Source organism: Streptomyces sp. NBC_01260 (genome assembly GCF_036226405.1).
Classification (GTDB): Bacteria; Actinomycetota; Actinomycetes; order Streptomycetales; family Streptomycetaceae; genus Streptomyces; species Streptomyces laculatispora.
This window is the reverse complement of sequence record NZ_CP108464.1, coordinates 6,954,431-6,980,527: the sequence shown is the minus strand read 5'-3', so window position 1 is coordinate 6,980,527 and position 26,097 is coordinate 6,954,431. Positions and strand designations below refer to the sequence as shown.

Annotated in this window: 20 protein-coding genes, 1 tRNA gene and 1 pseudogene; 9 read left to right on the top strand and 13 right to left on the bottom strand. The window is 71.4% G+C overall.

Annotated features, from left to right (window positions below; all coding sequences use genetic code 11):
* Window positions 1–63: 63 nt before the first annotated feature.
* The 5 genes from OG322_RS31165 to OG322_RS31145 form a co-directional block, all read right to left on the bottom strand.
* On the bottom strand, window positions 64–3,108 hold the full coding sequence (locus OG322_RS31165) for an NPCBM/NEW2 domain-containing protein (RefSeq protein ID WP_329307285.1): 3,045 nt from the start codon (window positions 3,106–3,108) through the stop codon (window positions 64–66).
* Window positions 3,109–3,217: 109 nt separating this feature from the next.
* Window positions 3,218–4,447 (bottom strand): cysteine--1-D-myo-inosityl 2-amino-2-deoxy-alpha-D-glucopyranoside ligase, encoded by a 1,230-nt coding sequence (mshC, locus tag OG322_RS31160; RefSeq protein ID WP_329307284.1) that lies wholly within the window; start codon window positions 4,445–4,447, stop codon window positions 3,218–3,220.
* Between the two features lie 166 nt (window positions 4,448–4,613).
* A complete protein-coding gene (locus tag OG322_RS31155; protein ID WP_124286495.1) occupies window positions 4,614–5,453 on the bottom strand; it encodes an SCO1664 family protein in 840 nt (279 codons plus the stop codon).
* A complete protein-coding gene (locus OG322_RS31150) occupies window positions 5,417–6,007 on the bottom strand; it encodes a DUF3090 domain-containing protein (protein ID WP_123468727.1) in 591 nt (196 codons plus the stop codon). Before OG322_RS31150 ends, OG322_RS31155 begins: the two co-directional genes overlap by 37 nt.
* Window positions 6,008–6,112: 105 nt before the next feature.
* The gene (locus OG322_RS31145; protein ID WP_123468729.1) at window positions 6,113–6,823 is read right to left on the bottom strand and encodes a histidine phosphatase family protein; all 711 of its coding nucleotides are present in this window, start codon (window positions 6,821–6,823) and stop codon (window positions 6,113–6,115) included.
* Window positions 6,824–6,882: 59 nt separating this feature from the next.
* Here OG322_RS31145 and corA point away from each other — a divergent pair, with 59 nt between their 5' ends.
* Entirely contained in the window at window positions 6,883–7,878 is a 996-nt protein-coding gene (gene corA, locus OG322_RS31140; RefSeq protein ID WP_123468731.1) for a magnesium/cobalt transporter CorA, read from the top strand.
* 23 nt (window positions 7,879–7,901) lie between these two features.
* Here the strand turns inward: corA and OG322_RS31135 are convergent, their stop codons facing one another.
* Window positions 7,902–8,690 carry a ferritin-like domain-containing protein gene (locus tag OG322_RS31135; RefSeq protein ID WP_123468733.1) on the bottom strand — a complete coding sequence of 263 codons (789 nt, stop codon included), beginning with the start codon at window positions 8,688–8,690 and terminating at the stop codon, window positions 7,902–7,904.
* A gap of 259 nt (window positions 8,691–8,949) precedes the next feature.
* The gene (locus tag OG322_RS31130) at window positions 8,950–9,999 is read right to left on the bottom strand and encodes an LLM class F420-dependent oxidoreductase (protein ID WP_329307283.1); all 1,050 of its coding nucleotides are present in this window, start codon (window positions 9,997–9,999) and stop codon (window positions 8,950–8,952) included.
* A gap of 140 nt (window positions 10,000–10,139) precedes the next feature.
* Between OG322_RS31130 and OG322_RS31125 the strand changes: the two genes are divergently transcribed.
* Complete coding sequence (locus tag OG322_RS31125) at window positions 10,140–11,123, top strand: aldo/keto reductase (protein ID WP_123468737.1); 984 nt, start codon at window positions 10,140–10,142, stop codon at window positions 11,121–11,123.
* Window positions 11,120–13,468 carry an ATP-dependent DNA helicase gene (locus tag OG322_RS31120; protein ID WP_329307282.1) on the top strand — a complete coding sequence of 783 codons (2,349 nt, stop codon included), beginning with the start codon at window positions 11,120–11,122 and terminating at the stop codon, window positions 13,466–13,468. Before OG322_RS31125 ends, OG322_RS31120 begins: the two co-directional genes overlap by 4 nt.
* 87 nt (window positions 13,469–13,555) lie before the next feature.
* On the opposite strand, the gene OG322_RS31115 is transcribed toward OG322_RS31120, so the two are convergent.
* Window positions 13,556–14,215, bottom strand: a complete 660-nt coding sequence (locus OG322_RS31115) for a hypothetical protein (RefSeq protein WP_123468741.1) — start codon at window positions 14,213–14,215, stop codon at window positions 13,556–13,558.
* Window positions 14,216–14,262: 47 nt separating this feature from the next.
* Here OG322_RS31115 and OG322_RS31110 point away from each other — a divergent pair, with 47 nt between their 5' ends.
* Complete coding sequence (locus OG322_RS31110) at window positions 14,263–14,451, top strand: DUF5703 family protein (RefSeq protein WP_123468744.1); 189 nt, start codon at window positions 14,263–14,265, stop codon at window positions 14,449–14,451.
* A 67-nt stretch (window positions 14,452–14,518) separates the two neighbouring features.
* Here OG322_RS31110 and OG322_RS31105 read toward each other — a convergent pair whose 3' ends face one another.
* The 3 genes from OG322_RS31105 to OG322_RS31095 form a co-directional block, all read right to left on the bottom strand.
* Window positions 14,519–15,322, bottom strand: coding sequence for a chaplin (locus tag OG322_RS31105; protein WP_123468746.1), 804 nt, complete (start codon window positions 15,320–15,322; stop codon window positions 14,519–14,521).
* A 138-nt stretch (window positions 15,323–15,460) separates the two neighbouring features.
* The gene (chpH, locus tag OG322_RS31100) at window positions 15,461–15,694 is read right to left on the bottom strand and encodes a chaplin ChpH (RefSeq protein ID WP_123468748.1); all 234 of its coding nucleotides are present in this window, start codon (window positions 15,692–15,694) and stop codon (window positions 15,461–15,463) included.
* Window positions 15,695–15,836: 142 nt separating this feature from the next.
* Complete coding sequence (locus OG322_RS31095) at window positions 15,837–17,171, bottom strand: M20/M25/M40 family metallo-hydrolase (protein ID WP_123468750.1); 1,335 nt, start codon at window positions 17,169–17,171, stop codon at window positions 15,837–15,839.
* Between the two features lie 183 nt (window positions 17,172–17,354).
* Here OG322_RS31095 and OG322_RS31090 point away from each other — a divergent pair.
* A tRNA-Leu gene (locus tag OG322_RS31090) sits at window positions 17,355–17,442 on the top strand.
* Between the two features lie 561 nt (window positions 17,443–18,003).
* On the opposite strand, the gene OG322_RS31085 is transcribed toward OG322_RS31090, so the two are convergent.
* Window positions 18,004–18,564 (bottom strand): hypothetical protein, encoded by a 561-nt coding sequence (locus OG322_RS31085; protein ID WP_124286492.1) that lies wholly within the window; start codon window positions 18,562–18,564, stop codon window positions 18,004–18,006.
* A 315-nt stretch (window positions 18,565–18,879) separates the two neighbouring features.
* Here OG322_RS31085 and OG322_RS31080 point away from each other — a divergent pair, with 315 nt between their 5' ends.
* Window positions 18,880–19,353 (top strand): GNAT family N-acetyltransferase, encoded by a 474-nt coding sequence (locus tag OG322_RS31080; protein ID WP_123468754.1) that lies wholly within the window; start codon window positions 18,880–18,882, stop codon window positions 19,351–19,353.
* 234 nt (window positions 19,354–19,587) lie between these two features.
* Window positions 19,588–22,473 carry a glycoside hydrolase family 2 TIM barrel-domain containing protein gene (locus OG322_RS31075; RefSeq protein WP_329307281.1) on the top strand — a complete coding sequence of 962 codons (2,886 nt, stop codon included), beginning with the start codon at window positions 19,588–19,590 and terminating at the stop codon, window positions 22,471–22,473.
* A gap of 59 nt (window positions 22,474–22,532) precedes the next feature.
* Here OG322_RS31075 and OG322_RS31070 read toward each other — a convergent pair.
* Window positions 22,533–23,030: pseudogene (locus OG322_RS31070) on the bottom strand (carbohydrate esterase); the annotation flags it as partial.
* A 398-nt stretch (window positions 23,031–23,428) separates the two neighbouring features.
* Between OG322_RS31070 and OG322_RS31065 the strand changes: the two are divergent.
* Together OG322_RS31065 and OG322_RS31060 are read left to right on the top strand one after the other, a co-directional pair.
* Window positions 23,429–24,496: a hypothetical protein gene (locus OG322_RS31065; protein ID WP_329307280.1), complete on the top strand. Its 1,068-nt coding sequence runs from the start codon at window positions 23,429–23,431 to the stop codon at window positions 24,494–24,496.
* Window positions 24,493–25,863 (top strand): hypothetical protein, encoded by a 1,371-nt coding sequence (locus OG322_RS31060; RefSeq protein ID WP_206432509.1) that lies wholly within the window; start codon window positions 24,493–24,495, stop codon window positions 25,861–25,863. The genes OG322_RS31065 and OG322_RS31060 overlap by 4 nt, the downstream gene beginning before the upstream one ends.
* The last annotated feature ends 234 nt before the right edge of the window (window positions 25,864–26,097 follow it).

Here is a 26,097-nt window from a genome sequence, read left to right as displayed (position 1 = left end):
TCCGGACAGCCGGGAGCCGGGCGGGTGGACACCCGCCCGGCTCCCTCGCTTCACTGCGGACATTCAGGAGCAGGTGAAGCGCGCGGCGCCCCAGTCGCCGTGGTCGCCGGTCTTGGACCCATTGGTGTCCGTGACCTTCAGACGCACATGGCGTGCGCCGTCGAGCGGCACGTCGACCGGTACGGCCGCCGACGCCCCGGTCACCTTCGGCGAGGTCCAGAGCACCTTGCCGTCGGCCTCGACGGAGAACGCCACCTCGCCGTATCCGTTGATCTCGTCGTCGATCCCCGCGTCCGCGGTGAACTTCGAGCACTGTCCGCCGAGATAGACCTCGATGTCGGAGTCGGCATGGGTGCCGATCCCCTTCTCGTACACCTTCCCGGCCAGTGTGAGCGGGCCGCCGTCGGCCGCGCCCGATTCGCCGTTGCTGCGGTCGCGCTCCGCCGGACCGTAGCCGTTGACCGAACTCAGCCACTCCAGATCGCTCGCCCACACCTCACCGGTGGGCGGCGGCGGCATCACCGCGGCGGCGATCCGCTGGACCGCCGTACGGGATTCGCCCGCGGACCGGTAGCGGGCGAGCGCGGTGATCCGCGCCTCCCCCGCCGCGGCGTCCTTCGCCGGGGTGACCGACACCTCGACCCGCCGGGTGGTGCCCGCCGGGATCCGCTGCACGGCCTTGGCCAAAGTGGCCTGCCAGCCCTTGGGGACGTCCAGGGAGACCACGGCGTCCGTGACATCGGCCTTGCCGGCGGTGACGTCGACGGCGACGGTGGCCGGGGCGCCCGCGCCGACCTCCTGGCCCTGCGGCGCGGAGACGGTGGCCGTCGCGGCCGCGTTCCGTCCGCCGACCGCGCTGGTCCTCTCCAGCTTCACCGAGAACTTCTTGCCCGTGGACAGCGGGGCGGTCTTGATCTTCACGACGCCACCGCGGTCGTCCCGGTCGTACCACCAGCCCTGCTTCGCCGAGGCGTACGCGGCGGCCGAGCCGAGCCGGGGCAGCTTGCCGGTGAGCTTCACCGCGCTCGGCTCCGAGCCGGTGTGCACGCTGAACTCGTACGGGCGGCTGCTCTGCTTCCCGGTGAACTTCCCCTTGCTCTCACCGATGTTCACGGTGATGTCGCCCCCGCCCCCGGCCGGTGCGCGGACCTCGGCCGTCTGGGTCGCGTACGCGCCGTCGCGGTGCTCGCGGGTCACGCCGTCGTCCTCGTACAGGGTGAACGAGGACGTGCCCTGCGGGTAGATGTCCCAGGCCAGCGGGGAGCCGGCGGTGCGGTCCTGGTACGAGCGGATGCCGGGCCACATCGGCACGGCGGCGCCGCCCTTGACGAACAGCGGCAGGGTGTCGAGCGGGGCGCTGTAGTCGTTGACGGTGGTCGGGCCCTGGTAGGTCCGCCCGGTCCAGTAGTCGGTCCAGGTGCCCTTCGGCAGGTAGATGCCGTCGCGCTCGGTGGTGTCCTGGTAGACCGGGGCGACGAGGAAGTCCTCGCCGGACATGAACTCGTACTTCGCCGCGTCCGTCGCGGCCTTCGGGTCGTCCGGGTACTCCAGCACCAGCGGACGGACCATGCCGACGCCGGTCTTCGTGGCCTCGTGCGCGTAGGAGTACTGGTAGGGCAGCAGCGACTCCTTGAGCTTCAGGTAGTCGCGGTTGATGGAGGTGTACGGCTCGCCGTACCGGAAGGGCTGCTTGTCGCTGGCCGCCCAGCCGTCCATGGTCATCGTGGTCCCCAGGAACATCTTCCACTGGAGGTCACGGGTGTACGTCTTGGCGCTGCCGCCGAAGATGCCGTCGACGTCGCCGGTGGTGTAGGCGAGGCCGGACATCGTGGCGCCCGCGTAGGTCGGGATCTGCCAGCGGATGTAGTCCCAGGTGCCGTACTGGTCGCCGGACCACTGGACACCGCAGCGCTGCGCGCCCGCCCAGCTCTCGGGGGCGTAGGTGAAGCCGCGGGCGTCGCTGTTGTCCTCGATGCCCTTGTACGCGTCCTTGCAGCCGTCCAGGGCGAACTTGTAGCCGTCCCCGATCCAGGCGACGTCGAGCTTGGCGACGCGCTGGCCGGCCTTGACCTGTTCGGCGATCTTGTCGATGCCGTCCTGGGTCCACAGGCCGAGCTGCATGTCGCGGTCCTGGAGGCCCTTGGAGGTCTCGGCGAGGTCCTCGTGGCCGCAGCCGTAGCCGTCGTTGACGAGCATCCAGCCGTTCGGCATGTCGTTCTCGACATAGCCGTCGGCGACCTTGAGGGCGTCCAGGGTGTGACGCTCGCCGCGGTTGGCGTTGTGCAGGTAGCAGTCGGCGTCGCCGATCTCCATGCCGTACACCGGCGGCAGGAACGGCTTGCCGGTGAGCTTCGTGTACTGGCCTATGACGTCCTTGGCGTCACCCGCGAAGTAGTAGGCGTCGAAGCGCTGTTCCTGGGCGCTGGTGGTGACCGGGTCGTTGAAGGCGTAGGTGCCCGGCGCGAAGGTGTTGCGGAACACGCCGTAGCCGGCCGACGAGAGGTAGAACGGCACCGAGTTGGGGTGGCCGCCGTCGTCCCAGTTGTAGTCGACTCCGACCTCGACGGTCTGGCCCCGGTGCGAGGTGTTGCCGCGGCCGTTCTGCATACCGGCGCCGTAGAACTGCTCGTCGCCGCCGCGCGCGAGGGTCTGGGTGGTCTTCTCGCCGTCCCAGCTCAGCCCCTTCGCCTCGGACCAGACCCGGCTGCCGTCGGCCCGGTACAGGGCGAATCGCAGCGGGGACTTGTAGGCACGCAGCGTGATGTCACCGGTGGAGAGGTCGTAGCGGTCGCTCCGCTCCTTCCACCGGGTGCGGGGCGGGGATCCCTGGGGCAGGACCATGGCGTCGCCGGCCGGGTCGGAGAACGTGCCGTCCGGGGCGAGCTCGATCCGGAAGGTCTCGGCCGAAACGAAGCTGACGCGGGCCTCGGCGGCCCCCGCACGCAGGTGGTAGACGGATCCGTCGGCCGAGAAGCCGGTGAGACCGCCGACCGTCGACTCAGCGGGGGCGGCCTGATCCGCCTGTGCACTGCCCGGTCCCGAGAGGACGGCGAACAGTCCCAGCAGCGCTGCAACTACTGCCGTTCTGATGCGCGTTGATGATTGCATAGAGCGCTTTTAGCGCAACACCGAGCATTTGACCATGGACAAAACGGAACCGGCCCCGAACTTCATCAAGAAGTTCGGGGCCGGTGAACGGAGCTGATCCTGCGGGCAGTTACAGCGCGACACCGAGCAGCGCGTCGACGGTGCGCGAGACCAGTCCCGGCGCCCCCTCGTCCGTGCCGCCCCCGGCGGTCTGCCGCTCGGCCCAGCGGTCCACGGCGGCCAGGGCCGCCGGGGCGTCCAGATCGTCGGCGAGGGCCTCGCGGACCTCCTCGACCAGGGCGTCGGCACAGAGCCCGTCGGGCCGCGAGACGGCGGCGCGCCAGCGCGCGAGACGCTCCACCGCGTCGGCGAGCACCTGGTCGGTCCACTCCCAGTCGGACCGGTAGTGGTGCGAGAGCAGGGCGAGGCGGATCGCCGCCGGGTCCACGCCGTCGCGGCGGAGCACCGAGACGAAGACCAGGTTCCCCTTGGACTTCGACATCTTCTCGCCGTCCAGGCCGACCATTCCGGCGTGCACGTACGCCTGGGCGAACGGGTGCTCGCCGGTCAGCACCTGGGCGTGCGAGGCGCCCATCTCGTGGTGCGGGAAGGCGAGGTCGGAGCCGCCTCCCTGGACGTCGAAGCCCATGCCGAGATGGTCCAGGGCGATGGCGACGCACTCGATGTGCCAGCCGGGCCGGCCGGCGCCGAGCGAGGCGCCGTCCCAGCTCGGCTCGCCCTCGCGGGCGGCCATCCAGAGCATCGGGTCGAGGGGGTTCTTCTTCCCCGGGCGCTCCGGGTCGCCGCCGCGCTCGGCGGAGAGCAGTCGCATCGCCTCGGTGTCCAGGTTGGAGACCTGGCCGAAGCGCGGGTCGGTGTCGACGGAGAAGTACACATCGCCGTCGAGGTCGTAGGCGGCGCCCGCGTCCCGGAGTCGTTCGACGAGCGGCACGATGCCGGGTATCGCCTCGACGGCTCCGATGTAGTGCTGCGGCGGGAGCATGCGCAGGGCAGTCATGTCCTCGCGGAACAGGGCCGTCTCGCGCTCGGCGAGCTCGGTCCAGTCCTGACCGTCGCGCACGGCCCGCTCCAGCAGCGGATCGTCCACGTCGGTCACGTTCTGGACATAGTGAATCTGCCGCTTGGTGTCGAGCCACACGCGCTGAACGAGGTCGAACGCGTTGTAGGTCGCCGCATGACCCATATGGGTCGCGTCGTACGGCGTGATGCCGCAGACATAGATGCGGGCGACGGGACCGGGGTCAAGGGTGATCCGTCCGCCGGTCGCGGTGTCGTGGATCCGAAGGTCGCGGCCCTTGCCAGGCAGGGCGGGGACCTCAGAAGCGGGCCAGGCATGCATGCGACGAGCCTAACCGGACGCGGCTTCCGGATACGAACCGGAGGGGGGAACCTGTCCGAAGAGGCACCCTTGCGCACGGCCCCGAAAAGTGCCTCGCTCCCCCGGTCGCGTACCCGGACCGGTCCGGGAGAGGTGCCCGCACCAGGGGCCTCCCGCCGGGCCGTACCTAGACCGGCGGCCACGGAATGGCCGGCCACCCACCGCTCGGCTCCCGGTGGAGTCCCGTGGACCGCAGCCCCGCCACACGGGCCCGCAGTGCCTCGATCTCGGCCCCGGTGATCAGTTCCCCCAGCCGGGTGACCAGCGCGGCCCCCGGCTCCAGCTCCCCGGCGAGCCGGTCCAGGACCTCCACCGCCTCCGTCGGCAACGGCTCGCCCGCCCAGCCCCACAGCAGGGTGCGCAGCTTGTCCTCGGCGTTGAAGGTGACGCCGTGGTCGATGCCGTACAGCCGGCCGTCGGGCGCGGGCAGCAGGTGTCCGCCCTTCCGGTCGCCGTTGTTGATCACCGCGTCGAGGACCGCGAGCCGCCGCAGCCTGGGGTCGTCCGCGTGGACCAGCAGCGCCGTCCTGCCCTCACCGACCTCGGCGAGGGCCACGGCCTTCCAGCCCTCGCCCGGCTCCTCGTCCTCGACGAGTGCGAGCAGCCCGGGGCCGTCCTCGTCCTGCGCCGCCGCCTCGATCCACAGCTGGCACATGCCCTGGCCGTACGGACCGTCCCGCAGCACGGTCGGCGGCACCAGGCCCCAGCCCGTCACCTCGGAGATCTCGTAGGCGGCCACCTCGCGCTGGGCGAGCGTGCCGTCGGGGAAGTCCCACAGGGGCTGCTCGCCGGCCACCGGCTTGTAGACGCAGTGCGCCTGCTCGCCCTCGTACGCGACCGAGCAGTACAGCACGGCGTTGGAGGCCCCCCGGACCTGTCCGAGGACGGTGAGCTCGCCCTTGCCGAGCAGGGTCAGCCGCCCGGCGCCGGTCAGGCCCCGCGGCGGTATCCGTTCTGGCGGGGGCATACGTGTCCTTCCGGATCGAGCGGGAGGCTGCACAGCGGGCACGGCGGGCGGCCGGCGTTCACGACGTCCAGGGCCCGTTTGGCGAAGGCGCGGGCCTGCGCTCCGCTGAGCCGGACCCGGAGCATCGGCGGGCCGTTCTCCTCGTCCTGGAGCAGCCGCTCCTCGGCCTCGGCGAGATCCTCGACGGATTCCGCCTCCAGCTCGACCAGGGCCTGTGCCTCGACGATCATGCGCTGTTCCTCGCCGTCCCAGGCGAGTGCCATCGTGCCGACCCGGAACTCCTCCTCGACGGGGACGTCGAGCGGGGCGGTGTCGGTCACGTCCATCGGGGCCACCGCGGGTACCGGGGAATTCCCCCCGGTGCGCCGGACCACTTCGTCGAGCAGTTCGTCCACCCGCTCGGCGAGCGCGGCGACTTGGGTCTTCTCCAGGGCCACGCTGGTGACACGTCCGCCTGAGGATGCCTGCAGGAAGAACGTACGACGTCCAGGCAGCCCGACCGTACCGGCCACGAAACGGTCCGGGGGGTCGTAGAGGAACACCTGACGGGACACGTCCTGTCTCCCTTGTGATTTGACGCGGATGAGGGGTCGGCCGGGGCCCGGGAGAGTCCTCCCGGAAAGGCGCCTACGGCGCGTCCACCCTACTGCGCGGAGCGATCACGGTGCCCCAGCGCCGCCCCCGACCGCGGCGTCCGCCTCCGAGCCGGCCGCCCTGCCCTCGCCGGGGGCCGGTTCGCGCGGCGCCAGCGGGGCGAGATCTCCCGTGTCACCGAGCCTCAGCAGGAAGGGCCGGAGCCTGGTGTAACGGATCGCGGTGACCGAGCACGGGTCGGCGTGGACCCGCTGGAAGAGGTCCAGATGCATGCCGAGCGCGTCGGCGACAAGGGACTTGATGATGTCCCCGTGCGAGCACATCACGTAGGCGGCGTTCTCGCCGTGCTCCGCCTCGATCCTCGCGTTCCACTCCCGGACCGCGTCGACGGCGCGTGCCTGCATCGCTCTCATGGACTCGCCGCCGGGGAACGCCGCGGCCGACGGGTGCTGCTGCACGACCGTCATCAGCGGCTCGTCGGCGAGCTCCGCGAGCTTGCGGCCCGCCCAGTCGCCGTAGTCGCACTCGCTGATCCGCTCCTCGGTGTGCAGCGGCAGGTCCGGCCGGGCGTCGAGCAGCGGGCGCAGCGTCTCGCGGCAGCGCTGCAGGGGGCTGCTGACGGCCGCGGCGAGGGGCAGTGCGGCCAGCCGTCCGGGAAGCGCTGCGGCCTGCTCGGCGCCGCGCTCGTCGAGCGCGACCCCGGGCGTCCGGCCCGCGAGCACCCCGGCAGTGTTGGCGGTGGAGCGTCCGTGGCGTACGAGGATCAGGGTGGGCATACGGGCCAGCGTAGGCCGACGCTCCGGCAAAGGTGCGCCCGGGACCGGAGCAGGGCAGAATGCGCGCCGTGATTGTGGACTGCGCCATCTACCGGGACGGACGCCGCACCGACGGCCCGGCCGATTTCTCCGATGCCCTCGAAGAGGCCCGGGCCACCGGTGACGCCTTCTTGTGGATCGGCCTGCACGAGCCGACGGAGAAGGAGTTCGAGCTGGTCAGCAGCGAGTTCGGGCTGCACCCGCTGGCGGTGGAGGACGCCCTGTCCGCGCACCAGCGCCCGAAGCTGGAGGTGTACGACGACTCGCTGTTCGCGGTGGTGAAGCCGGTCGTGTACGACCACGGGAGCGACACGGTCAGCACGGACGAACTGATGGTGTTCATAGGCGACTCGTTCGTGGTGACGGTCCGGCACGGTGACGGTGCGCCGCTGGCCGCCGTGCGCCGCCGCCTGGAGGCCGACGCCGAGGTGCTCAAGCACGGGCCCACCGCGGTGCTGTACGCGATCAGCGACGCGGTCGTGGACCACTACATCGATGTCGCGGGCGAGCTCCAGGTCGACCTGGAGGAACTGGAGACGGAGGTCTTCGCCCCGGCCGCCACCGGCGACTCCAAGAACACCGCCGCCCGCATCTACACGTTCAAGCGCCAGGTGCTGGAGTTCCGCAGGGCGACCGTCCCGCTGGCCGCCCCGATGGCCCGGCTGGCGAGCGCGGGGGTGCCCTTCGTCCGCGAACAGTCGCAGCCGTTCTTCCGGGACGTCCAGGACCATCTGACGCGCGCCAACGAGCAGGTGGAGGGTCTCGACCGACTGCTCTCCGACATCCTGTCCGCGCATCTGGCCCAGATGGGGGTGCGGCAGAACGACGACATGCGCAAGATCTCGGCCTGGGCGGCGATGGCGGCGGTGCCGACGATGGTCGCGGGGATCTACGGCATGAACTTCAAGCACATGCCGGAGCTGCGCTGGGCGTGGGCCTATCCGGCGGTGATCCTGCTGATGGCGGGCGTGGTCTTCGGCCTGTACCGCCAGTTCAAGCGGCGCGGCTGGCTCTGACGGGTGCGCCGGACGACAGCCTCTCAGGCGTACTCGGGTGCCGGGACGGCCGGACCGCCCAGCGCGTCGCGCCGCTCGGGCGGCACCAGGCTGACCATGCGCCGCCAGCCCACGAGGCGCTCGTACGCGTAGACGGCGTGGATTCCCGCCGCCAGTGCCGCGGCCTTGGCCCTCGGCCAGCCGAGGATGCGGCCCATGTGGCCCATCACGGCGAGGCTGACGTCGCGGTAGACCCGGATCTCGCCGAGCGCGCACTCGCGCAGGACGCTCTGGATCGTACGGCCGTGTCCCGACCGGGCGAGGCGCAGCAGCTCCTCGTGGCAGTACGCCAGGTGGTTGTCCTCGTCGTTCGAGATCATCCTCACCGCGCGGCCCAGGTCGGGGTGGTCGGCGAAGTACTTCCGCAGCAGCCGCATCTGCTCGGAGGCGCGCTGTTCGGTCACCCGGCTGTGCGCGAGGTAGGTGATGATGTCGCGCTCGGCGAGCCGCTCCTCCCGCCCCAGCCGCTCATGGGCGAGGCCGATGCCGTACTTCTCCAGCAGCATCGTGTAGTCGGTCTCGTGCGGGACCTCGACAGGCTCCAGACCGCGCTTCCTCAGCAGGGCGTTGAAGATCCGGCCGTGCTTGTCCTCGTCGGCGCCGTGCCGGGCGATCTTGGGGGCCAGCGCGCGCTGGCTCGCGGGCACGAGGGCGGCGATGCGGCCGTTCTCCCAGCCTCCCTGGGACTCCCCGCCCGCGGCGATGGAGCAGAACAGCCGGAACGACTCGTCGTCGTCGAGAATCTCCTGGAACAGGTTCTTTGCCGAGAGCATCACTGCCACCTCCGTGCCGGCATCCGCCGAGCGACAGTCAAATGCTCCTGGCCCCGGCGGGCAACAGGAACGCCCGGGGACTGGGCCGAACGTGCACCCGGTGCGGACACCCCTTTGGCGAACCGTTTCCGCGCGGGCCCCGTAACCCAACCGCCCCGGCCGCGTTGTTCCGCGTGACGGCCGTGGCGGGGAGGCCCCCGAGCCCCCACCACGGCCGTAGTGCTGCGCGGGAACGGGCGGCGCCGCCCCCGGATACGCCTCAGGCGAGCCCGGACCGCTCCAGCGCGTCCGTACCGGCGCGCAGCGCGGCGATCCGCTCGTCGAGCGTGAAGCCGGCCGGGGCCAGGGTCAGGGTCGTGACGCCCGCGGCCGCGTAGGCCTGCATCCGGTCGGCGATCCGCTCCACCGACCCCAGCAGCGTGGTCTGGTCGATCAGCTGGTGCGGTACGGCGGCGGCCGCACCGCTCTTGTCGCCGGACAGGTACTTGTCCTGGATCTCGGCGGCTTCCTTCTCGTACCCCATGCGCTGGGCGAGCTGGTTGTAGAAGTTCTGCCTGCGGCTGCCCATGCCGCCGACGTACAGCGCGGTGTACGGCCGGAACATGTCGGCGAGGCCGTTGACGTCGTCGCCGATGGCGAGCGGCAGGGTCGGGCAGACGTCGAAGCCCTCCATGGTCTTGCCGGCCTTCTCCCGGCCCGCCCGCAGGTGCTTCACCGCGGTGTCCTCCAGATGGTCCGCGGAGGGGAAGATCAGCAGCGCCCCGTCGGCGATCTCGCCGGTCTGCTCCAGGTTCTTCGGACCGATCGCGGCGATGTACAGCGGGATGTGCTCGCGCTGCGGGTGGACGGTCAGCTTGATCGGCTTGCCCGGTCCGTCCGGCAGCGGGAGTGTCCAGTGCTGCCCCTCGTACGACAGCCGCTCGCGGGTCATCGCCTTGCGGACGATCTCGACGTACTCCCGGGTGCGGGCCAGCGGCTTGTCGAACTTGACGCCGTACCAGCCCTCGGAGACCTGCGGTCCCGACACCCCGAGGCCGAGCCGGAACCGGCCGCCGGAGAGCGAGTCGAGGGTGGCCGCGGTCATCGCCGTCATGGCGGGCTGGCGGGCCGGGATCTGCATGATCGCGGAGCCGACGTCGATGGACTCGGTCTGCGCGGCCACCCAGGTCAGCACGGTCGGGGCGTCGGAGCCGTAGGCCTCGGCCGCCCAGCAGACGTCGTAGCCGAGCCGGTCCGCCTCCTGCGCGACGGCGAGGTTGTCCCCGTCCATACCCGCGCCCCAGTAACCGAGATTGATGCCGAGCCGCATAGCCGCTCCCCTTACTGATCAGTAACGTCCCTGTGCTCCGGACTCTAGCGCGCGGGAACACGATCCGGCAGGGGTGACCCGGGCCCCGGTTGTCCACAGCCCTGCGACGAGTGGAGCCATGGCCAGTAATCTCAGCGCCCATGGAGCAGAGGCATCTCGGCCGCACCGGCCTTCGCGTGTCCCGGATCGGGCTCGGCACCCTCACCTGGGGCCGGGACACCGACGAGCACGACGCTGCGGAGCAGCTGAAGGTCTTCTGGGAGGTGGGCGGCACCCTCGTCGACACCGCGGACGTGTACGGCGGCGGCGAGTCCGAGTACCTGCTCGGGCGCCTCGTCGAGGGCCTGGTGCCGCGTCGCGATCTGGTCATCGCCACCAAGGCCGGCAGCGTGCCCGATCCCTACCGCAGGTTCAACGGTTCGCGCGGACATCTGCTGGCCGCCCTCGACGCCTCGCTGTCCCGGCTCAACACCGACTATGTGGACCTGTGGCAGGTGCACGCCTTCGACCCGGTGACGCCGCTGGACGAGACGCTCCAGGCCCTGGACCTGGCGGTGACCAGCGGGCGCGCCCGCTACGCGGGGGTGTCGAACTTCTGCGGCTGGCAGCTGGCCAAGGCCGCGACCTGGCAGCTGGCCTCCCCCGGCGTGCGGACCCGGCTGGCCAGTACGCAGATGGAGTACTCCCTGCTGCAACGGGGCGTGGAGCGCGAGGTGCTGCCGGCGGCGCTCGACCTCGGCGTGGGGCTGCTGCCGTCGTCGCCCCTGGGCCGGGGCGTGCTGACCGCCAAGTACCGCACCGGCACCCCGGCGGGCTCGCGCGGCGCCTCCGAGCTGCTGGCCCCGTTCGTCGAGCCGTATCTCGACGACCCGGCGAGCCGCATCGTGGACGCCGTGGCGACCGCCGCCGACGGGCTGGCCACGACGCCGCTCCAGGTGGCGCTCGCCTGGGTGCGGGACCGGCCGGGAGTGGTGGCCCCGATCGTCGGCGCGCGCAACGCGCGCCAGCTCGCGGAGGCATTGTCAGTGGAGGCGCTTAGTCTTCCTGACGAGATCTGCCGCGCGCTCGACGATGTGTCGGCGCCCGTGCACCGCTATCCCGACCAGGACTGGAGCACGCTGTGACTGCGCTTCCCCGGGGGGAATCCCCCGGCCCCTCGGCCACCGACGACGACAGCGTCGTCGCGGACGCCACCGCGCCCTCCCCGGCCGAGGAGGCCGCCGCCGGGACCGCCGAAGCGACCGGCGGGGCGACTGACGACGGTACCGACGACGAGGCGGCCGACGACGGGGAGACGGCTGCCGCGACCGGCGCGACGGACACCGAGGGGACGGACGAGGCATCGGCCGGGCCGGACCCCGCCGACGCGACCGGCGAAGGACCGGACGGCGACGCCGCCGCGGGTAGCGCAGGAAGCGCCGAAGGCGACACCCCCGCCGCCCCCGTCCTCTCCGAGGCCGAGGTGGAGCTGGCCGCCCAGCGCGAGCTGCTGGAGCGGATCGAGAAGCGCAAGGCCGAGAAGGACGGCCCCATCCCCGCCGGTACGAAACTGAGCGGACCGGCCGCCGATCTGCTGGCGGCCGTACGCGCTGTGGAGAGCGGCGAGAAGCCGGGAGCCGCGTTCTTCGACTCCCCCGCTCCCGCCGTTCCCCGCCGGACCGTCCCCGCGCCGCCCCCGGTCCGGGAACGGGCCCCTGAGTCCGTCCGCGCCCCTCAGGGCGCCGCTCCCGAGGCGGTCGCCGCCGTCGCCGCCGTGCTGGCCGCCGGCGGGGCTCCCGAGAGCCTGGCCGCCCCGGCCGCCGGGACGCTCGGCGCACAGGCGGCCGACACCCTGCGCGAGGACCCCTGGCAGCTGCTCTCCCTCCCCGGCGTCGGGCCGGACCAGGCGGACGGCTTCGCACGCGCGCTGCTGGGCGACGGATGCGGACCCGACGACGAGCGGCGCACCGCGGCCCTGGTCGGCTGGCTGCTGGAGCGCGCGGCGCTGCAGGGCCACACCGCGCTGGACGCGGCCGAGGTGCGGGCCGCGCTCGCCGGGCGGTCGGTGACCGACCCCGACGCGGCCGTGCAGCACGCCGTCGCCGAGGGCGTCGTCCTGGTCTTCCAGGACGGCCCGGAGGACGAGGAGACCGAGGAACCGGCAGAGGCCCCGGATGCGGGCGCCGACGCCGGTGAGGGCGAGGAGACCGGGGACGGGCGGGAGCCGGTGCAGGTGTTCCTCGGCCTCGACCGGTACGCGCTGGCCGAGGAGAGCCTCGCCGACGGGCTGGCCCGGCTGGTGAACGCCTGCGAGAAGGACGCCGACTGGTCGCAGGCCGCCGCGTCGGCGCCCTCCCCCTCGGCCGCCGAGCTGATCCGTACGGCCGCGGCCCACGGACTCGTCGCGCACACCGGCGGTGAGGCGGCCAGGGCCGAGCCCGCCGCGCTGATCGCGGCGGCGAGCGGCCTCGGTCTGCGGGCGCTGGGCGCCACCCACAGCGTGGACGGCAGGCAGCGGCTGGCCGAGGCGGTCGGCGACCCGTCGGCGGCCGTCACGCTGGCCGGGCTGCTCTCGGGCGCGGAGGGCCCCGGACGGGACGAGGAGGGGGCCGTCGCCGTCGACCTGCTCGTCGTGCTGGACGCCCCGCAGGTCGACGTCGAGACCGGTGCGATGCTGGTGGAGGCCCTCGCCGACGGCACCCGTCTGGTGCTCAGCGGCGATCCGGGCGTGCTGGGGTCGGCGGGCGCGGGGCGGGTGTTCGCCGATGTGCTGGCCGCCCGTGCGTGCCCGCAGATCGTCTCCCGTACGCCGGATCCCGGTCCGATCGGTGAGCTGGTCTCCGGCATCGGCATCGGGGAGCTGAACCAGGTGGCGGCGCCGGGCAAAGAAGTGGTGATCGTGCCCGTGCGTGACGCGGGCGAGGCGGTGCACCGCACGGTGCAGCTGGTCGCCGACTCGGTGCCGCGCGCCATCGGCGTGCCGTCGTCCGACACCCAGGTGATCACCGTCGGCCACGGCGGCTCGGCGGGCACCCGGGCGCTGAACGAGGCGCTCAAGCAGCGGCTCAACCCCGGCCCCGGACGGTTCGGCGGATTCGACCCCGGCGACCGGATCGCCCATGTCCCGGCACCGGGCAGGACCATGCCCGGCGTGGTCGTCTCGGCCGACGCCGAGGGCCTGCACCTGGACTGTGCGGGGACCCCGGTCGTCGTACCGCAGGAGCGGGTGGAGGCGTCCGTACGGCACGCCTGGGCGCTCAGCGCCCATCAGGCGGCCGGTATGCGGTGGCCCGCGGTGGTCGTCGTACTGCCCGGTGACGCGGCGCAGGGGCTCAGCCGTCCCTGGGTCTACACCGCTTTCGGCCGGGGTGAGCGGCACCTGTCGGTGGTGCACGGGGTGGACCAGGCTCTGCCGCGCGCGGTCGCCCAGTCCCCCGCGCAGGACCGCACCACCCGGCTGCGCACCCTGCTGGAGGCGTCCGGCGGGTGAGACCGCAGGGCCGGGCGGATGCGTCGCGCATCCGCCCGGCCCTGCGGCACGGCACCGGTCACGGCGTGACGGTCGCAGACGGACCGGTCAGGAGCCGTCCCTCGCCAGACCGCCCAGTTCCCCGTCCAGCTCGTCCTCGTCGAAGACGGCACTGACATCGAACCGGCAGACCACCAGCTGGGGGTCCGCGTCGTCGAAGGGCGCGCCCAGCCACTCCCCCGGCTCCGGCAGTTCGTCCGCCGCCGCGACCCAGAGGGTGGAGTCGCCCTCCTCCAGACCGAATTCCGTGTGCCGGGACGCGATCTCGTCCGCCTCGTACTCCCCGAAGAGCACCCCCAGCGCCGCATGGACGCTGCTCCCGACCACGGCCGCCCCGTCGCTGTCGCGGCCGTCCGGATCCAGGTCCGCGAGTCGCTGCGCCTGGGCGAGCAGCCGCTGCGGCTCCGCCACCGCGTAGTCGCGGCGGATCAGCACACTGAGTGCGTGCGGCTCCTCGGGACCGCTGTAGGGCGGCAGGGAGTCCTGCGCGCCCGGAATCTCGAACGGGGTGACCTCGTCATGGCGGTCGTAGAGGAGTTCGTCATAGACCTCCGCCGCAGCGGCCAGTGCGTTGAACGCGTCGTAAACAGCGGGGTCGTCGTCCCCGGACCGGCGTTCGACCGCCTCGAGGTGACGGTCGAGCGCGACCTTGACCGCATCGGCGGCGGCGCGTACCTCGGCAGCGGATGGCTGCGCAGCATCAGACATAGGGCAGACGCTATCCGTACTGAGGCTCTGCCCGCACAATAGATGCGATGCCGGAATACGAATTTGTCGACGTGTACGTGCCGCGCGGGGTGTCCCGGAAGGAGACGACCCGCCTGCTGACCGAGCATGCCGAGTACGGGCACTGGGAGTTGGACCGGCTGTCGCTGCGCCGTGACGGCAGCCGCCGGGTACGGCTGCGTCGGCGGATCATCCGTCAGCTGCGGGCCACCTGGTGAAACGGAGCGGGCCCCGCTGCCGCGGGGCCCGCTCCCTTCGCCGTGCTTGCGCGTAGTGCCGTTTCTCCTAGGCGGCCCTGCCGCGGCGGTACAGCACTGTGCCCGCGCCTGCCAGCAGCAGACCCGCGCTCGCCGGGATCAGCAGGTCGAGCCCGCCCGATCCGGTGTGTGCGAGCTGCGGGGTGCCCTGAGGCACACTCTGCGGCCCCGGCACGTTCGGGATGGTGCGCGGTCCGGGAACCGGCGGCACCTCGTGGGTGACCGGGGTGACCGGAGTGACCGGGGTGACCGGAACGTCGACCTGCGGCGTGCTCTCGTTCTCGCACGAGTTGCCGAGGCTGGGGTTCAGCAGGCCACCGATGGTGACGCTGTTCCCGCAGGCGTTCACGGGGATGTCGATGGGGACCTGGACCTGGTTGCCCGAGAGCAGACCGGGTGAGCCCTGCGCGTACCCCTCCGCCGTCGCCCCGCCCCCGTCGTCACTGCGGGCGGCCCGGTGCTTGCCGGTGCCAGCCCGCACCCCCTGGCCGCGGTCGTCCGACGCGCGGCTGCCGGAGGTCCGGCTGTCCGCCGCATGACTGCCCGACGCCCCCGCGGTCGATCCGGTCCGGCCCGCGACCGCACCTCCAGAACCGTTTCCGCAGGAGTTTCCCGCAGTCGGGTTGAGCAGTCCCACGACGCTCACGGAGTTACCGCAGACGTTCACCGGCACGTCGACCGGGATCTGTACCGAGTTCCCGGAAAGCACCCCAGGGGAATTCGATGCGCCGCCGGCCGCTCCCGCGTCGGCGTGCGCGTAACCGCCACTGAGCGCGAGCACGCCGCCCGCAGCCGCCATGGTGATCAGGCCTTTACGCGTGACCTGTCGCATAGGTTGTTTCCTGCCTTCTACCTTCCGGAGTACCCCCGGACTTGACCGTGCGGAGGCAAAGGACCCGGCGGCCCCGGAACACATGGCGCGTACTCCGAGGCCGACCGGGCTCAAACCCTTGCGGGTTGACGCACAACGTCAGACGTTGACGCAGGTGTTGCCGAAGGTGGGGTTCAGCAGCCCGATCACGGAGATCGTGTTGCCGCACACGTTCACGGGAACGTGGACGGGAACCTGAACGACGTTGCCCGAGAGCACGCCGGGGCTGCCGAAAGCGGCACCCTGGGCGCCGGAGTCGGCGACGGCCATGCCGGCACCCGCGAGCACCAGACCGCCGGTGACAGCCGCAGCGGCGACAATCTTCTTGATCATTGTTCCTCCTAGTTGGCAAATGCGGTCCCAGCCGCGGACCGCATCACCTGTAACGAGGAGAATTCGATCGGGCTACGAGCAGGAAGCCCCTTTCACTCGTTCCGGTGCGTACGTACACGCTGGCGATTAACTCGGCACCAGGTCAGCTGTTGTCGATGAAACGGTCGAGAACCCGGACGCCGAACTTCAGGCCGTCGACCGGCACCCGCTCGTCCACGCCGTGGAACATGCCCGCGAAATCCAGCTCCGGGGGGAGCTTCAGGGGTGCGAATCCGAAGCAGCGGATACCCAGGTCGTCGAAGGACTTGGCATCCGTACCGCCCGAGAGCATGTACGGGACCGCACGGGCGATCGGGTCCTCCGCCTTGAGCGCGACCTGCATCGCGTCCACCAGCGAGCCGTCGAAATCGGTCTCCAGCGCCTTGTCGCCGTGCACGTCCTCGCGCTTGACGCGCGGACCGAGGATCCGGTCGAGGTCGGCCAGGAACTCCTGCTCGTACCCCGGAAGGAAGCGGCCGTCGACATGGGCGATGGCCTGCCCCGGGATCACGTTCACCTTGTAGCCGGCACCCAGCATCGTGGGGGCGGCGGAGTTGCGCAGGGTGGCGCCGACCATCTTGGCGATGCCGCCCAGCTTCGCCAGCGTGGCGTCCATGTCCTCGGGGTCCAGCGGAGTGCCGAGCGCGTCGGACAGCTCGTCCAGGAAGGACCGCACGGTCTTGGTCACCCGCACCGGCCAGTTGTGCCGGCCGAGCCGCCCGACCGCCTCGCACAACTCGGTGATCGCGTTGTCGTCGTTGGTCATGGACCCGTGACCGGCCGTGCCGTCCACGGTCAGCCGCATCCAGTGCATGCCCTTCTGGGCGGTCTCCACGAGGTAGAGCCGCAGGTTCTCGTTGACGGTGAAGGAGAAGCCGCCGACCTCACCGATCGCCTCGGTGACGCCCTCGAACAGGTCGGGGTGCTTGTCGACGAGATACCGGGCCCCGTAGGTGCCGCCCGCCTCCTCGTCCGCGAGGAAGGCGAGCACGATGTCCCGCGGGGGCTTGCGGCCGCTGCGCATCCGCTCGCGCACGACCGCGAGGGTCATCGCGTCCATGTCCTTCATGTCGACCGCGCCCCGGCCCCACACACAGCCGTCCGCGATCTCCCCCGAGAAGGGGTGGTGCGTCCAGTCGTGGGCGTTCGCCGGGACGACATCGGTGTGGCCGTGGATCAGCAGGGCCGGCCTGGAGGAGTCCTCGCCCTCGATCCGCGCGACTGTGGAGGCGCGGCCCTTGTGGGACTCGAAGATCTGCGGCTCCAGCCCGACCTCCGCGAGCTTCTCCGCCACGTACTCGGCGGCCAGCCGTTCGCCCGGCCCCGAATGGTCCCCGTAGTTACTGGTGTCGATCCGGATCAGATCACGACAGAGGTCCACGACCTCGTTCTCGGCGCTCTCGCCCGAGCCGGTCCGGGCCGCTCTGGTCTCGCTCACGCTGGTTCCTTCCACTGTCGCTGCGGTGCTCCCCCTCATCCTCCCGCGCCCGGCCCGCACACCCAAGGCCCCCCACCCCTCGTCATGTGCCCTTCACACTGACCCGGGCGTGATCGAGCACCCCTCAATGTTTGCTATGGTTTTCCACGTCGGAACGGGCAGGGCCCGCGAGACAGACACCTTGTCCGGGTGGCGGAATGGCAGACGCGCTAGCTTGAGGTGCTAGTGCCCTTTATCGGGCGTGGGGGTTCAAGTCCCCCCTCGGACACCAGCGAAGACCCCAGTTGATCTGGGGTCTTTTGCATTTCGCACCGGACGCTCTTCACCCCCGAGGCCCACCCCTTGTCCGTCGGGCACGGGGGCCGACTCCAGCAGTCGGTACGGGTCGCCAAGGGTGTCGTCCGTGACATCGCACAGCTTCACTCCGCCGATATGCGGCTTGACGTGCAGACGGATCTTCGTCTCGTACCCGGCCACGGCCACCCCCTCCTTCCCTTGATTCGAAAGCCGCTTGTCCGGCCAGTCACCCAGCTTCATGTCCGAGCGGGCCGCAACCCTGCCCGCTTCGTAGTCGCTCGTCCACTGCCGAAGCACCCTCTCGGCCGTGGTCTCGTTCTTGAACTCCCGTCCCAATGGAGCGACTTACCTGCAACGCTGCCGAGTTGACGCCCCTATCCGCCACCCTTCAGGCGGACGGCATCCACTGGAACTCCTCTCCGGCCCTCTCCAACAACACGCGATGGCGGGCGAAACGGCGTGCCGTCACGGGAGAGCTCCCGGCCCGCCGGCCGATACGGAAACATCTGGCGGAGGTACCGGGCGAGCGGGGCCGCTAACCCGGGAACGGGGCAATCGTCTGCTCGCCGGTCAGCTCGTTGAGCTGTCCGGCCGCCGCGTCGTCGAGGAAGAAGAGCGTCATGGCCTGGCCGTTGTGCCGGACATGGAAGCGCCAGTCCCCGTGTTCCAGCTCGTCGATGAGATAGCTGACCACCAACAGGTCTGCCCAGTCGTCCCTGACCTCGATGGGCCAGTTGACCCGCCGGCCGTCGGCCGTGTACTCGATCCACGCCTCCTCCTCGCCGAGGTCGACGTGGTCCCGCAGGCCGGACAGGGCGCCCGGCCGGCCGGCGATCCGGCACAGCTGCCGGGCGATCGCCGTGTACGAACCCTGTCCGCGGACGCACTCGGTGTCGAAGTGCCACGCCCGGTCGCAGAACCACCGCTCCCACGGCTCGTCCTCGACCGCACAGCCCAGCGCGAACAGCACGAGGTCGAATGGCTTGCGCTCGTACGCCTCCCGCGGCCCCGAGTACAGCAGCTCGTCCACGGTCCGGCCGGCCGCGAACGGCAGCCCCAGTTCCGCCAGCCTGTCCAACTGGTCTTCAAGACGCATGGCCGGGATCGTAACCGCCCCCTCGGACAACGCCTGAGTACACCGGCCGCGGCAAGAACGGATCGAGGATTCATCTGCTCGGCCCCGTGGGGCGGAGCGGCACCAACAGACCGTCTGCGGTCCTCGCCGCGCCGCTCACACGCAAGCCCGGCTCACGGGCAGCCTGCCTTCAGGCGCGAGCTCTTCGAGCAACTCGCCGAAATGCGCGCAGGAGACCCGGACGGGGCAGGATGGAACAGGCCGCAAGGGCCCGGGCTCGCGTCACGACTTACCCAACCCGTGGGGAGCTTCGCCTGTGACGGCCAAGACACTGCAATGATCATTGCCATGGGCATACACATCTCACCGGCCCAGGTGGGCGACTTCCACCAGGTCCTGGCTGACCACCCCCGGTACTGGGGCGAACGCGACCTCCGGTCACTGCACCTTCTGGCACTGGTGCAGGAGTTCGGTTCGACCTGCCTGGTCGCCCGATCCGAGGACGGAATCCGTGGGTACGTCTTCGGGTTCGTCACCCCGGACGGCACCGGGTACGTGCACCTGATCGCCACGCGGGACGACGCCCGCGGCACCGGTCTCGGGCGTCGCCTGTACACGGCGTTCGCCGAAGCAGCGGAACGCCACGGTGCACGGCGGTTGAAGGCGATCACATCGATCGGGAACACCGGCTCCATCGCCTTCCACCGCAGCCTCGGCTTCGACACGAAGACCGTCGACGACTACGACGGCGCCGGCCGGACCATGGCCGTCTTCCACCGAGATCTGCCGCTCAACGTCCCGCGTTCCTGACCGACCGGCCGTCACTGGCAGACATCACCCCCGCTGACCTGCGACATGGGAACTGATCTTGATCGGTGCGGGAAGGACCATCGTAGGAGTGGCAGGCGGCCGGGGCAGCGCCCCTCGGCCTGGCGGACCGGCATCGCGGGAGCTTTCACCGTCCGTGCGGCTACCCCTTGTTGAAACGGTTCACTCCTGGCTAACGTCCACCCGTGAGACGGGCGTTTTCGAACGAGGAGACCCATGAGCCGCACAGTCACCGACGCAACTCCCTGGTACGAGGACATGAGTCCGGGATCGAGTGGACTCGCACCGCGGTCCTGGTACGCGGCGTCCGACGCCCTGCGGGTGTCCCTGAACGGTGATTGGGCCTTCCGGCTCTCGCCGGACGCGGATGCCGAGGACGCGTCGTTCGCGCAGCCGGGGTTCGACGCCTCCGCCTGGCGGGCGGTCGAGGTGCCGGGGCACTGGGTGCTCCAGGGAGCCGGTGGCGCTCCCGCGTACACGAACGTCGTCTATCCCTTCCCCGTCGATCCGCCGAGGGTGCCGTCCGAGAATCCGACCGGCGACCATCTGCGGACGTTCACGCTGCCCGCCGGCCTGCCGGAGGACGGCGAGAGCGTGCTCCGGTTCGACGGGGTGGAGTCGTGCGCCAAAGTCTGGCTCAACGGGCAGGAGCTGGGCGATTTCAAGGGGTCCCGGTTGCCGCACGAGTTCGCCGTGGGCGATCTGCTGCGGGCCGGTGAGAACGTACTGGCCCTGCGGGTGCACGCGTGGTCCTCGGGGAGCTATCTGGAGGACCAGGACCAGTGGTGGCTGCCCGGGATCTTCCGTGACGTGACGCTGCTGCACCGGCCGCAGGGCGCGCCCCGGGACTTCTTCGTGCACGCCGGGTACGACCATCGCGACGGTTGCGGGACGCTGCGCGTGGAGTGCGACGGCGCCGAGGGGCGGGTTCTCCTGCCGGAACTGGGCATCGACGCCCCCGCGGGCGAACCGGTGACCCTGCCGGTGGAACCCTGGACCGCCGAGACACCCCGGCTGTACGACGCGGAGCTGGTGACGCCCGGCGAGCGGATACCGCTGCGCATCGGCTTCCGTACGGTCGTCGTCGAGGACGGCGTCATCAAGGTCAACGGGCGGCGGCTGCTCTTTCGCGGGGTGAACCGGCACGAGTTCCATCCGGAGACCGGCCGGGCCGTCGATGCCCGGACCATGCGGCGCGACCTGGTGCTGATGAAGCAGCACAACATCAACGCCGTACGGACCAGCCACTATCCGCCGCACCCCGCCTTCCTGGACCTGTGCGACGAGCTGGGGCTCTGGGTGATCGACGAGTGCGATCTGGAGACACATGGCTTTGTCGACCTGGAGTGGCGCAACAACCCGGTGGACGACGAGCGGTGGACCCCCGCGCTGCTCGACCGGGCCGAAAGGATGGTCGAGCGCGACAAGAACCATGCCTCGGTGATCATCTGGTCGCTGGGCAACGAGTGCGGTTCGGGACGCGGCCTGACCGCGATGGCCGCGTGGATACGGGGGCGGGACCCGGAGCGGCTGCTGCACTACGAGGGCGATCTGTCGTGCGAGGACGTCGATCTGTACTCGCGGATGTATCCGACGCACGCCGAGGTCGAACTCATCGGCAGGCGGGCCGAGGAGCCGTGGGCCGACGCGGAGCTGGACGCCCGGCGGCGCGCGATGCCCTTCATCATGTGCGAGTACGCCCACGCCATGGGGAACGGGCCGGGCGGGCTCAGCGAGTACCAGAGGCTCTTCGAGCGGTACGAACGCTGCCAGGGCGGTTTCGTCTGGGAGTGGATCGACCACGGCTTCGCCCACCCGGAGCACGGTTTCGCCTACGGCGGGGACTTCGGCGAGGAGCTGCACGACGGCAACTTCGTCTGTGACGGTCTGCTCTTCCCCGACCGCACCCCCTCCCCCGGGCTCGTCGAGTACAAGAAGGTCATCGAGCCGGTGCGGATCGGCCCGGGTTCCTCGGCGGGCGCGTTCACCGTGACCAACGGGTACGACTTCACCGGGCTCGGGCACCTGGACTTCGTGTGGTCGCACGAGGTGGAGGGGGTACTCGTCGCCTCGGGCGCGCTGACGGTGCCGGAGCTGGCGCCCGGGGCATCGGCCGAGGTGGTTCCGGATGCCGCGGGCGACGGCCTGTGGACCGTACGGGCGGTGCTCGCCGAGGACACCGCCTGGGCCGGGCGCGGGCATGTGGTGGCGTGGGGCCAGGCCGAGGTGGGCGCGCCGGTCACTCCCGCTCCGGCAACCGGTGCGCGTCCGGTGCGGGGCGAGGGCGTGATCGCACTCGGGCCGGGCGTCTTCGACGCGGCGACCGGAGCCCCGGTGCGGCTCGGGGACGTCGCGGTGGAAGGGCTGCGGCTCGATGTGTGGCGGGCGCCCACCGACAACGACAACGGTGCGCCGTGGCAGCCGGACGAGCGGTACGGGCTGCGGTGGCGGGAGCTGGGGCTGCACCGGATGCGGCACCGCCTCGATGCGGTCGAGGCCGCGGAGGACGCGCTGACCGTACGGACCCGGGTGGCTCCGGCCGGGTGGGACCTGGGCCTTCGGACCACGTACCGGTGGACGGCGGCCGGGGACCGGCTCGGCCTCACGGTGTCCGTGGTGCCGGAGGGCGACTGGCGGGTGCCGCTGCCCCGGCTGGGCATCCGGTTCGGGCTGCCCGCCGCGTTCGGCGGGGCGCGGTGGTTCGGCGGCGGTCCCGGTGAGGCATACCCGGACACCCGGGCCGCCGCGATGCTCGGGCTCTGGGAGCGGGACGTGGACGCGTTGCAGACCCCGTACGTCAGGCCGCAGGAGAACGGCGCACGGGCCGACGTCCGGTGGGCGGAGCTGACGGACGGCAGCGGTGCGGGGCTGCGGGCCGAGGGCAGCGCGCCGTTCTGGTTCACCGCGCGGCGCTGGACGAGTGAGCAGCTGGACGCCGCGGAGCATCTGCCGGACCAGGTGGCCGGGGAGCACGTCTGGGTCAATCTGGACCATGCGGTGCAGGGCATCGGCTCGCAGTCGTGCGGACCGGGCGTACTGCCGGAGCACCGGCTCGACGCGGCCCCGGCGGAGTTCTCGTTCGTGTTCTCGGCGCCGGGCTGACTGCGCGCCCTGCCTGCCGCGTCCGGGTACGTCCGGGACGGGGCAGGGAGGCGGGCCGGTCAGCGGAACAGGCCGGCGGGCAGCAGGTGCTGGGCGCGCAGCGCGTCGCGCACCGTGGCCGCGTACTCCGTGGCGCCGCGCTCGGAGGTGTGCGTGTTGTCGCGCTGCTCGTCGGTGAGGTAGAGCACCTTGGAACCGTCGGGGCCCAGCTCCTCGACCCGTTGCCGGGTGAGCGCCGTGAGATCGATGAGCGGTACGTGCCGCTCCGTGGCCAGGAGCCGTATCTGCGTCGGCAGGTCGACGCCGAGGCCGTTGCCCAGCAGGGCGGTGCCGTTGTCCAGGGTGCCGTCCGCGTTGAACCAGCGGCGGACGATCGGGGTGACCAGCACCGGGCGTCCGCCCTGGCCGCGGATCGCGTCGATCATGGTGGTGAGGTTGGCGCGGTAGTCGGCCTCGGTCGTCTGCTTGGCATTGCGGGCGAGCTGGATGAGCACGGTGTCGCCCCGGCGGATCAGCGGGCGGACCGTGGGGAACAGCTGGGGCTGGTCGAGATAGGTACCGGGGGCCACGTCGAAGTGGCAGACGACGGGGGCCGTTCCGGTACAGGCGGCCGCTGCCCCGGCCCCGGTTCCCGGCGCGGCGGCAGGGGGCGGCGTAGCGGCCGGGGAGGCAACGGCGGGGGCGGCAAGGGTGGTTGCGGCCGCGAATGCGGCCAGCAGGGCTGGACCGGTTCGGCGTGCGGCGGTCATGAGGGGCTCCTTCATGGGCGCGGGTGCGGCGTATGGCGGTGCGGGGCCGTTCACCACCCCGCGCCTCAAGCGCTTTCTACCCTCGGGAATTAGGCATTGAAATCCTTTCAACGCCACCCGCTCCAATCCTCTTTCCCGCCACGGCCGGTGACGACGTAGCATCGGCGTTCCGCGATGGACGTCGCGGTTCGCAAGGGGGAAATGTCATGGTCAGCAGTGGCAAACGGCGGACCACGGTCCTCGTCGGCGTGGTCGCCGGGGCGGTGCTCGTGTCCGGTATCGGCCTTTGGGCAACCGATAGTTGGCCGTTCCGCGACACCTACTGCTGGGGTGCGTGGGAGCAGAACAGCGGCGCGTCCTTCCTTGGCGACGAGGCGCTCGGCAAATCGGGCTCGCAACGGCGGGCCACCGAGTCCGCACCGCCCTCGGCCGGCCGGCCGCACGGCACGTGCACCCTGGCGGTGACCTCCGAGACCGAGGACGACGACTCGGACCAGCCGCTCACCTTCAAGGAGCAGATCACTCTGGAGTACGGGCCTGTCCCCGCCGGCGCCAAGGAGCGCCGGTCCTGGATAGCCCAGTACTTCCACGGTTCGGCCTCGCCGCTCCCGGACGGGCTCGACGGACTGGTCGCCGGTGACCGGGCCATGCTGGTGCTGCCCAAGGAGTGCGACGCGGACGGCAGGCCGTCGGCCGTGACGATCCGGAGCGAGAGCTCGGGCGACGGCCATCTCGGCAAGGTGGCCATACCGTTCGCGATCGGCAATACCGCCGAGGTCGGCCGGATGCTGCTCGATGCCGCCAACACGACGATGGAGAAGGCCGGTTGCGCCCCGGACAAGCCTCTGCACACGACGTCGCCCATGGTGACGGTGGCCGAGGACGATGAGCGTGCGGGCAGTCCGCTGTGCCGGATACCCGGGATGACCTTCGACTTGGGCGAGGGTTCGCGCTACCAGCAGCAGGTGGGCACGGTCACCGACCGGCTCCAGACGTGTTCGGTGGTGTGGCAGACCGCGCGAGAGCCCGACGAGCCGTCGGCACAGTATGTGATGGCGCGCCGACCGCGCCTGGTCGCCGTGTTCGACGGCCTTCCCGCCGGTGCCGCCCACGGCCTGCTGCGCACCACCTGCGGGGGCCGTCCGACGGTGTTCTACGGAAACGTGGAGACCGGCCTGAAGGGCCGGGGCCGCCCCGACGACCGGCGGGTCTTCGACCGCTTCGCCGAGTCCGTGGGCCGGCGCATCGAGTGCGGGGACGGTGAGGACACGTGAGCGAGGACAAGTCCATGGAGAACGCGGCGAACGCCGGGGACAACGGGCACAACGGGGAGAGGGCCATGGACGACGAGGGCGCCGTGGGGGCCCGGATACCCGGCCGGCCCGACGCGGACGGCTCCGGAGGCGGGGACAGCGGCGACGGCGGCAGCCCGGACGGGGCTGAACTCGCCGTCACCGGTGGCCGCAGCCCGGACGGGGCCGGACCCGCCGTTCCCGGTGGCGCCGGTCCGGACGGGGAGGAACCCGCCGTCCCGGCGAGCGACCGCCCCTCCTTCGTACGCCGCCTGCTGCGGAGCCGTACGGCCCGTGCCGTCACCGCCGCCGGTCTGGCCGGCGCACTGCTCGGCGCCGGTGCCATCGCCTGGCGCACCGACACCCTCCCGCTGCTCGGTCCCGCTCCCTGCTGGGACTCGCTCGGCGACTCCACCGTGTCGCAGCTCTTCGGTGACCGCAGGATCGAGGTCGACGAACAGTCGCTGCAGAGCGGTCGCCAGGGTGACGGGCTGACGTACGGGCAGTGCCGCATCACCAGCTTCAAGGACGACCGGGCCCTGCGTCAGGTGACCGTCAACGTGCACCAGCTGGACGGCCTGAGGGGAACCGACGCGCGACAGTGGCCCCAGGAGTTCCTCGCGGCCGGCATGGTGTCGCTGGGCGAGGGACTGCCCGGTATGGCGTCCGCGACGCGCGGCTGGCTCGCGCTGCCGCAGAGCTGCACGGGGCGGGGCGACTTCTCCGGACCCACCGTGGTGGACATCGGCATGGGCCGGGCGGGCCTCGACATCTCCTCGGAGCTCGCGAGGGAGGACCGCGTTGCACTCACCGGCGCCCTGGTGGAGACGGCCAACGGGGTCATCCGGTCCTTCGGCTGCTCGGGCAGCTACCGGTCACCGCGAACCCTGCCGCCCGTCGTGACCTGGCAGGACACCGATGCGGCCGCTCTCTGCGGCACCAAGGGGTTCGCCCTGCCCGCGGCGTACCGCAAAGAGCTGTCGAGCACCCGGGCCGGCGGTGGCGGCGACGGACCGGCCCGGGTCTGCGAGGTCGGTGGCAGCGACCCCGAACCGGTGGTGCGGATGACGACGGTGGTGGACCCGGCGCTGGCCGAGATCTTCTCCTGGGACGCGCTGCGGTCCGGCGCTCCCGTCAAGGGCACCACGGGATACGGAAAGCTGGCCGGGAACCGGTCGGTGTACCGGGCGTCCTGTCAGACCGGTCCCGTGGTGTTCGTGGTGGAGCAGCTGAGGCAGACGGACAGGGGCGGCTTCTCGCTCACCGCCGATCTGCTGCCCGGCTATGTCGCGGCGGAGGCCGAGCGCATCGGCTGCGGCCCCCAGAAGGTGACGCTCCCACGCGCCTGACGCCCCCGGCGCGCGGGGCGCCGTTCCTGTGGAAGGATTCCCCGCACCATGAGAACCAGGGCCTTTCGTTTGGATCAGGCCGGATCGGGGAGCGGGTTCCGGTGCGTGCAGGTGCAAGGCGGAGGATTGAGGCAACGCGGAGCGTTGGTGATTGACGACAACGCCGCAGATGGGCGTGCCGGAACCCGCGAGCCCGGAATGATCCGAACGAAAGGCCCCAGCATCCCGGGGCCG

Coding starts and splice junctions, on each gene's coding strand:
- OG322_RS31125 (WP_123468737.1), top strand. CDS start 10,140: ATGGAGCAGAGGCATCTCGGCCGCACCGGCCTTCGCGTGTCCCGGATC.
- OG322_RS31075 (WP_329307281.1), top strand. CDS start 19,588: ATGAGCCGCACAGTCACCGACGCAACTCCCTGGTACGAGGACATGAGT.
- mshC (WP_329307284.1), bottom strand. CDS start 4,447: ATGCATGCCTGGCCCGCTTCTGAGGTCCCCGCCCTGCCTGGCAAGGGC.
- OG322_RS31130 (WP_329307283.1), bottom strand. CDS start 9,999: ATGCGGCTCGGCATCAATCTCGGTTACTGGGGCGCGGGTATGGACGGG.
- chpH (WP_123468748.1), bottom strand. CDS start 15,694: ATGATCAAGAAGATTGTCGCCGCTGCGGCTGTCACCGGCGGTCTGGTG.
- OG322_RS31145 (WP_123468729.1), bottom strand. CDS start 6,823: ATGCCCACCCTGATCCTCGTACGCCACGGACGCTCCACCGCCAACACT.
- OG322_RS31155 (WP_124286495.1), bottom strand. CDS start 5,453: ATGCCCCCGCCAGAACGGATACCGCCGCGGGGCCTGACCGGCGCCGGG.
- OG322_RS31085 (WP_124286492.1), bottom strand. CDS start 18,564: ATGCGTCTTGAAGACCAGTTGGACAGGCTGGCGGAACTGGGGCTGCCG.
- OG322_RS31135 (WP_123468733.1), bottom strand. CDS start 8,690: ATGCTCTCGGCAAAGAACCTGTTCCAGGAGATTCTCGACGACGACGAG.
- OG322_RS31110 (WP_123468744.1), top strand. CDS start 14,263: ATGCCGGAATACGAATTTGTCGACGTGTACGTGCCGCGCGGGGTGTCC.
- OG322_RS31115 (WP_123468741.1), bottom strand. CDS start 14,215: ATGTCTGATGCTGCGCAGCCATCCGCTGCCGAGGTACGCGCCGCCGCC.
- OG322_RS31065 (WP_329307280.1), top strand. CDS start 23,429: ATGGTCAGCAGTGGCAAACGGCGGACCACGGTCCTCGTCGGCGTGGTC.
- OG322_RS31080 (WP_123468754.1), top strand. CDS start 18,880: ATGATCATTGCCATGGGCATACACATCTCACCGGCCCAGGTGGGCGAC.
- OG322_RS31165 (WP_329307285.1), bottom strand. CDS start 3,108: ATGCAATCATCAACGCGCATCAGAACGGCAGTAGTTGCAGCGCTGCTG.
- corA (WP_123468731.1), top strand. CDS start 6,883: ATGCGCGCCGTGATTGTGGACTGCGCCATCTACCGGGACGGACGCCGC.
- OG322_RS31105 (WP_123468746.1), bottom strand. CDS start 15,322: ATGCGACAGGTCACGCGTAAAGGCCTGATCACCATGGCGGCTGCGGGC.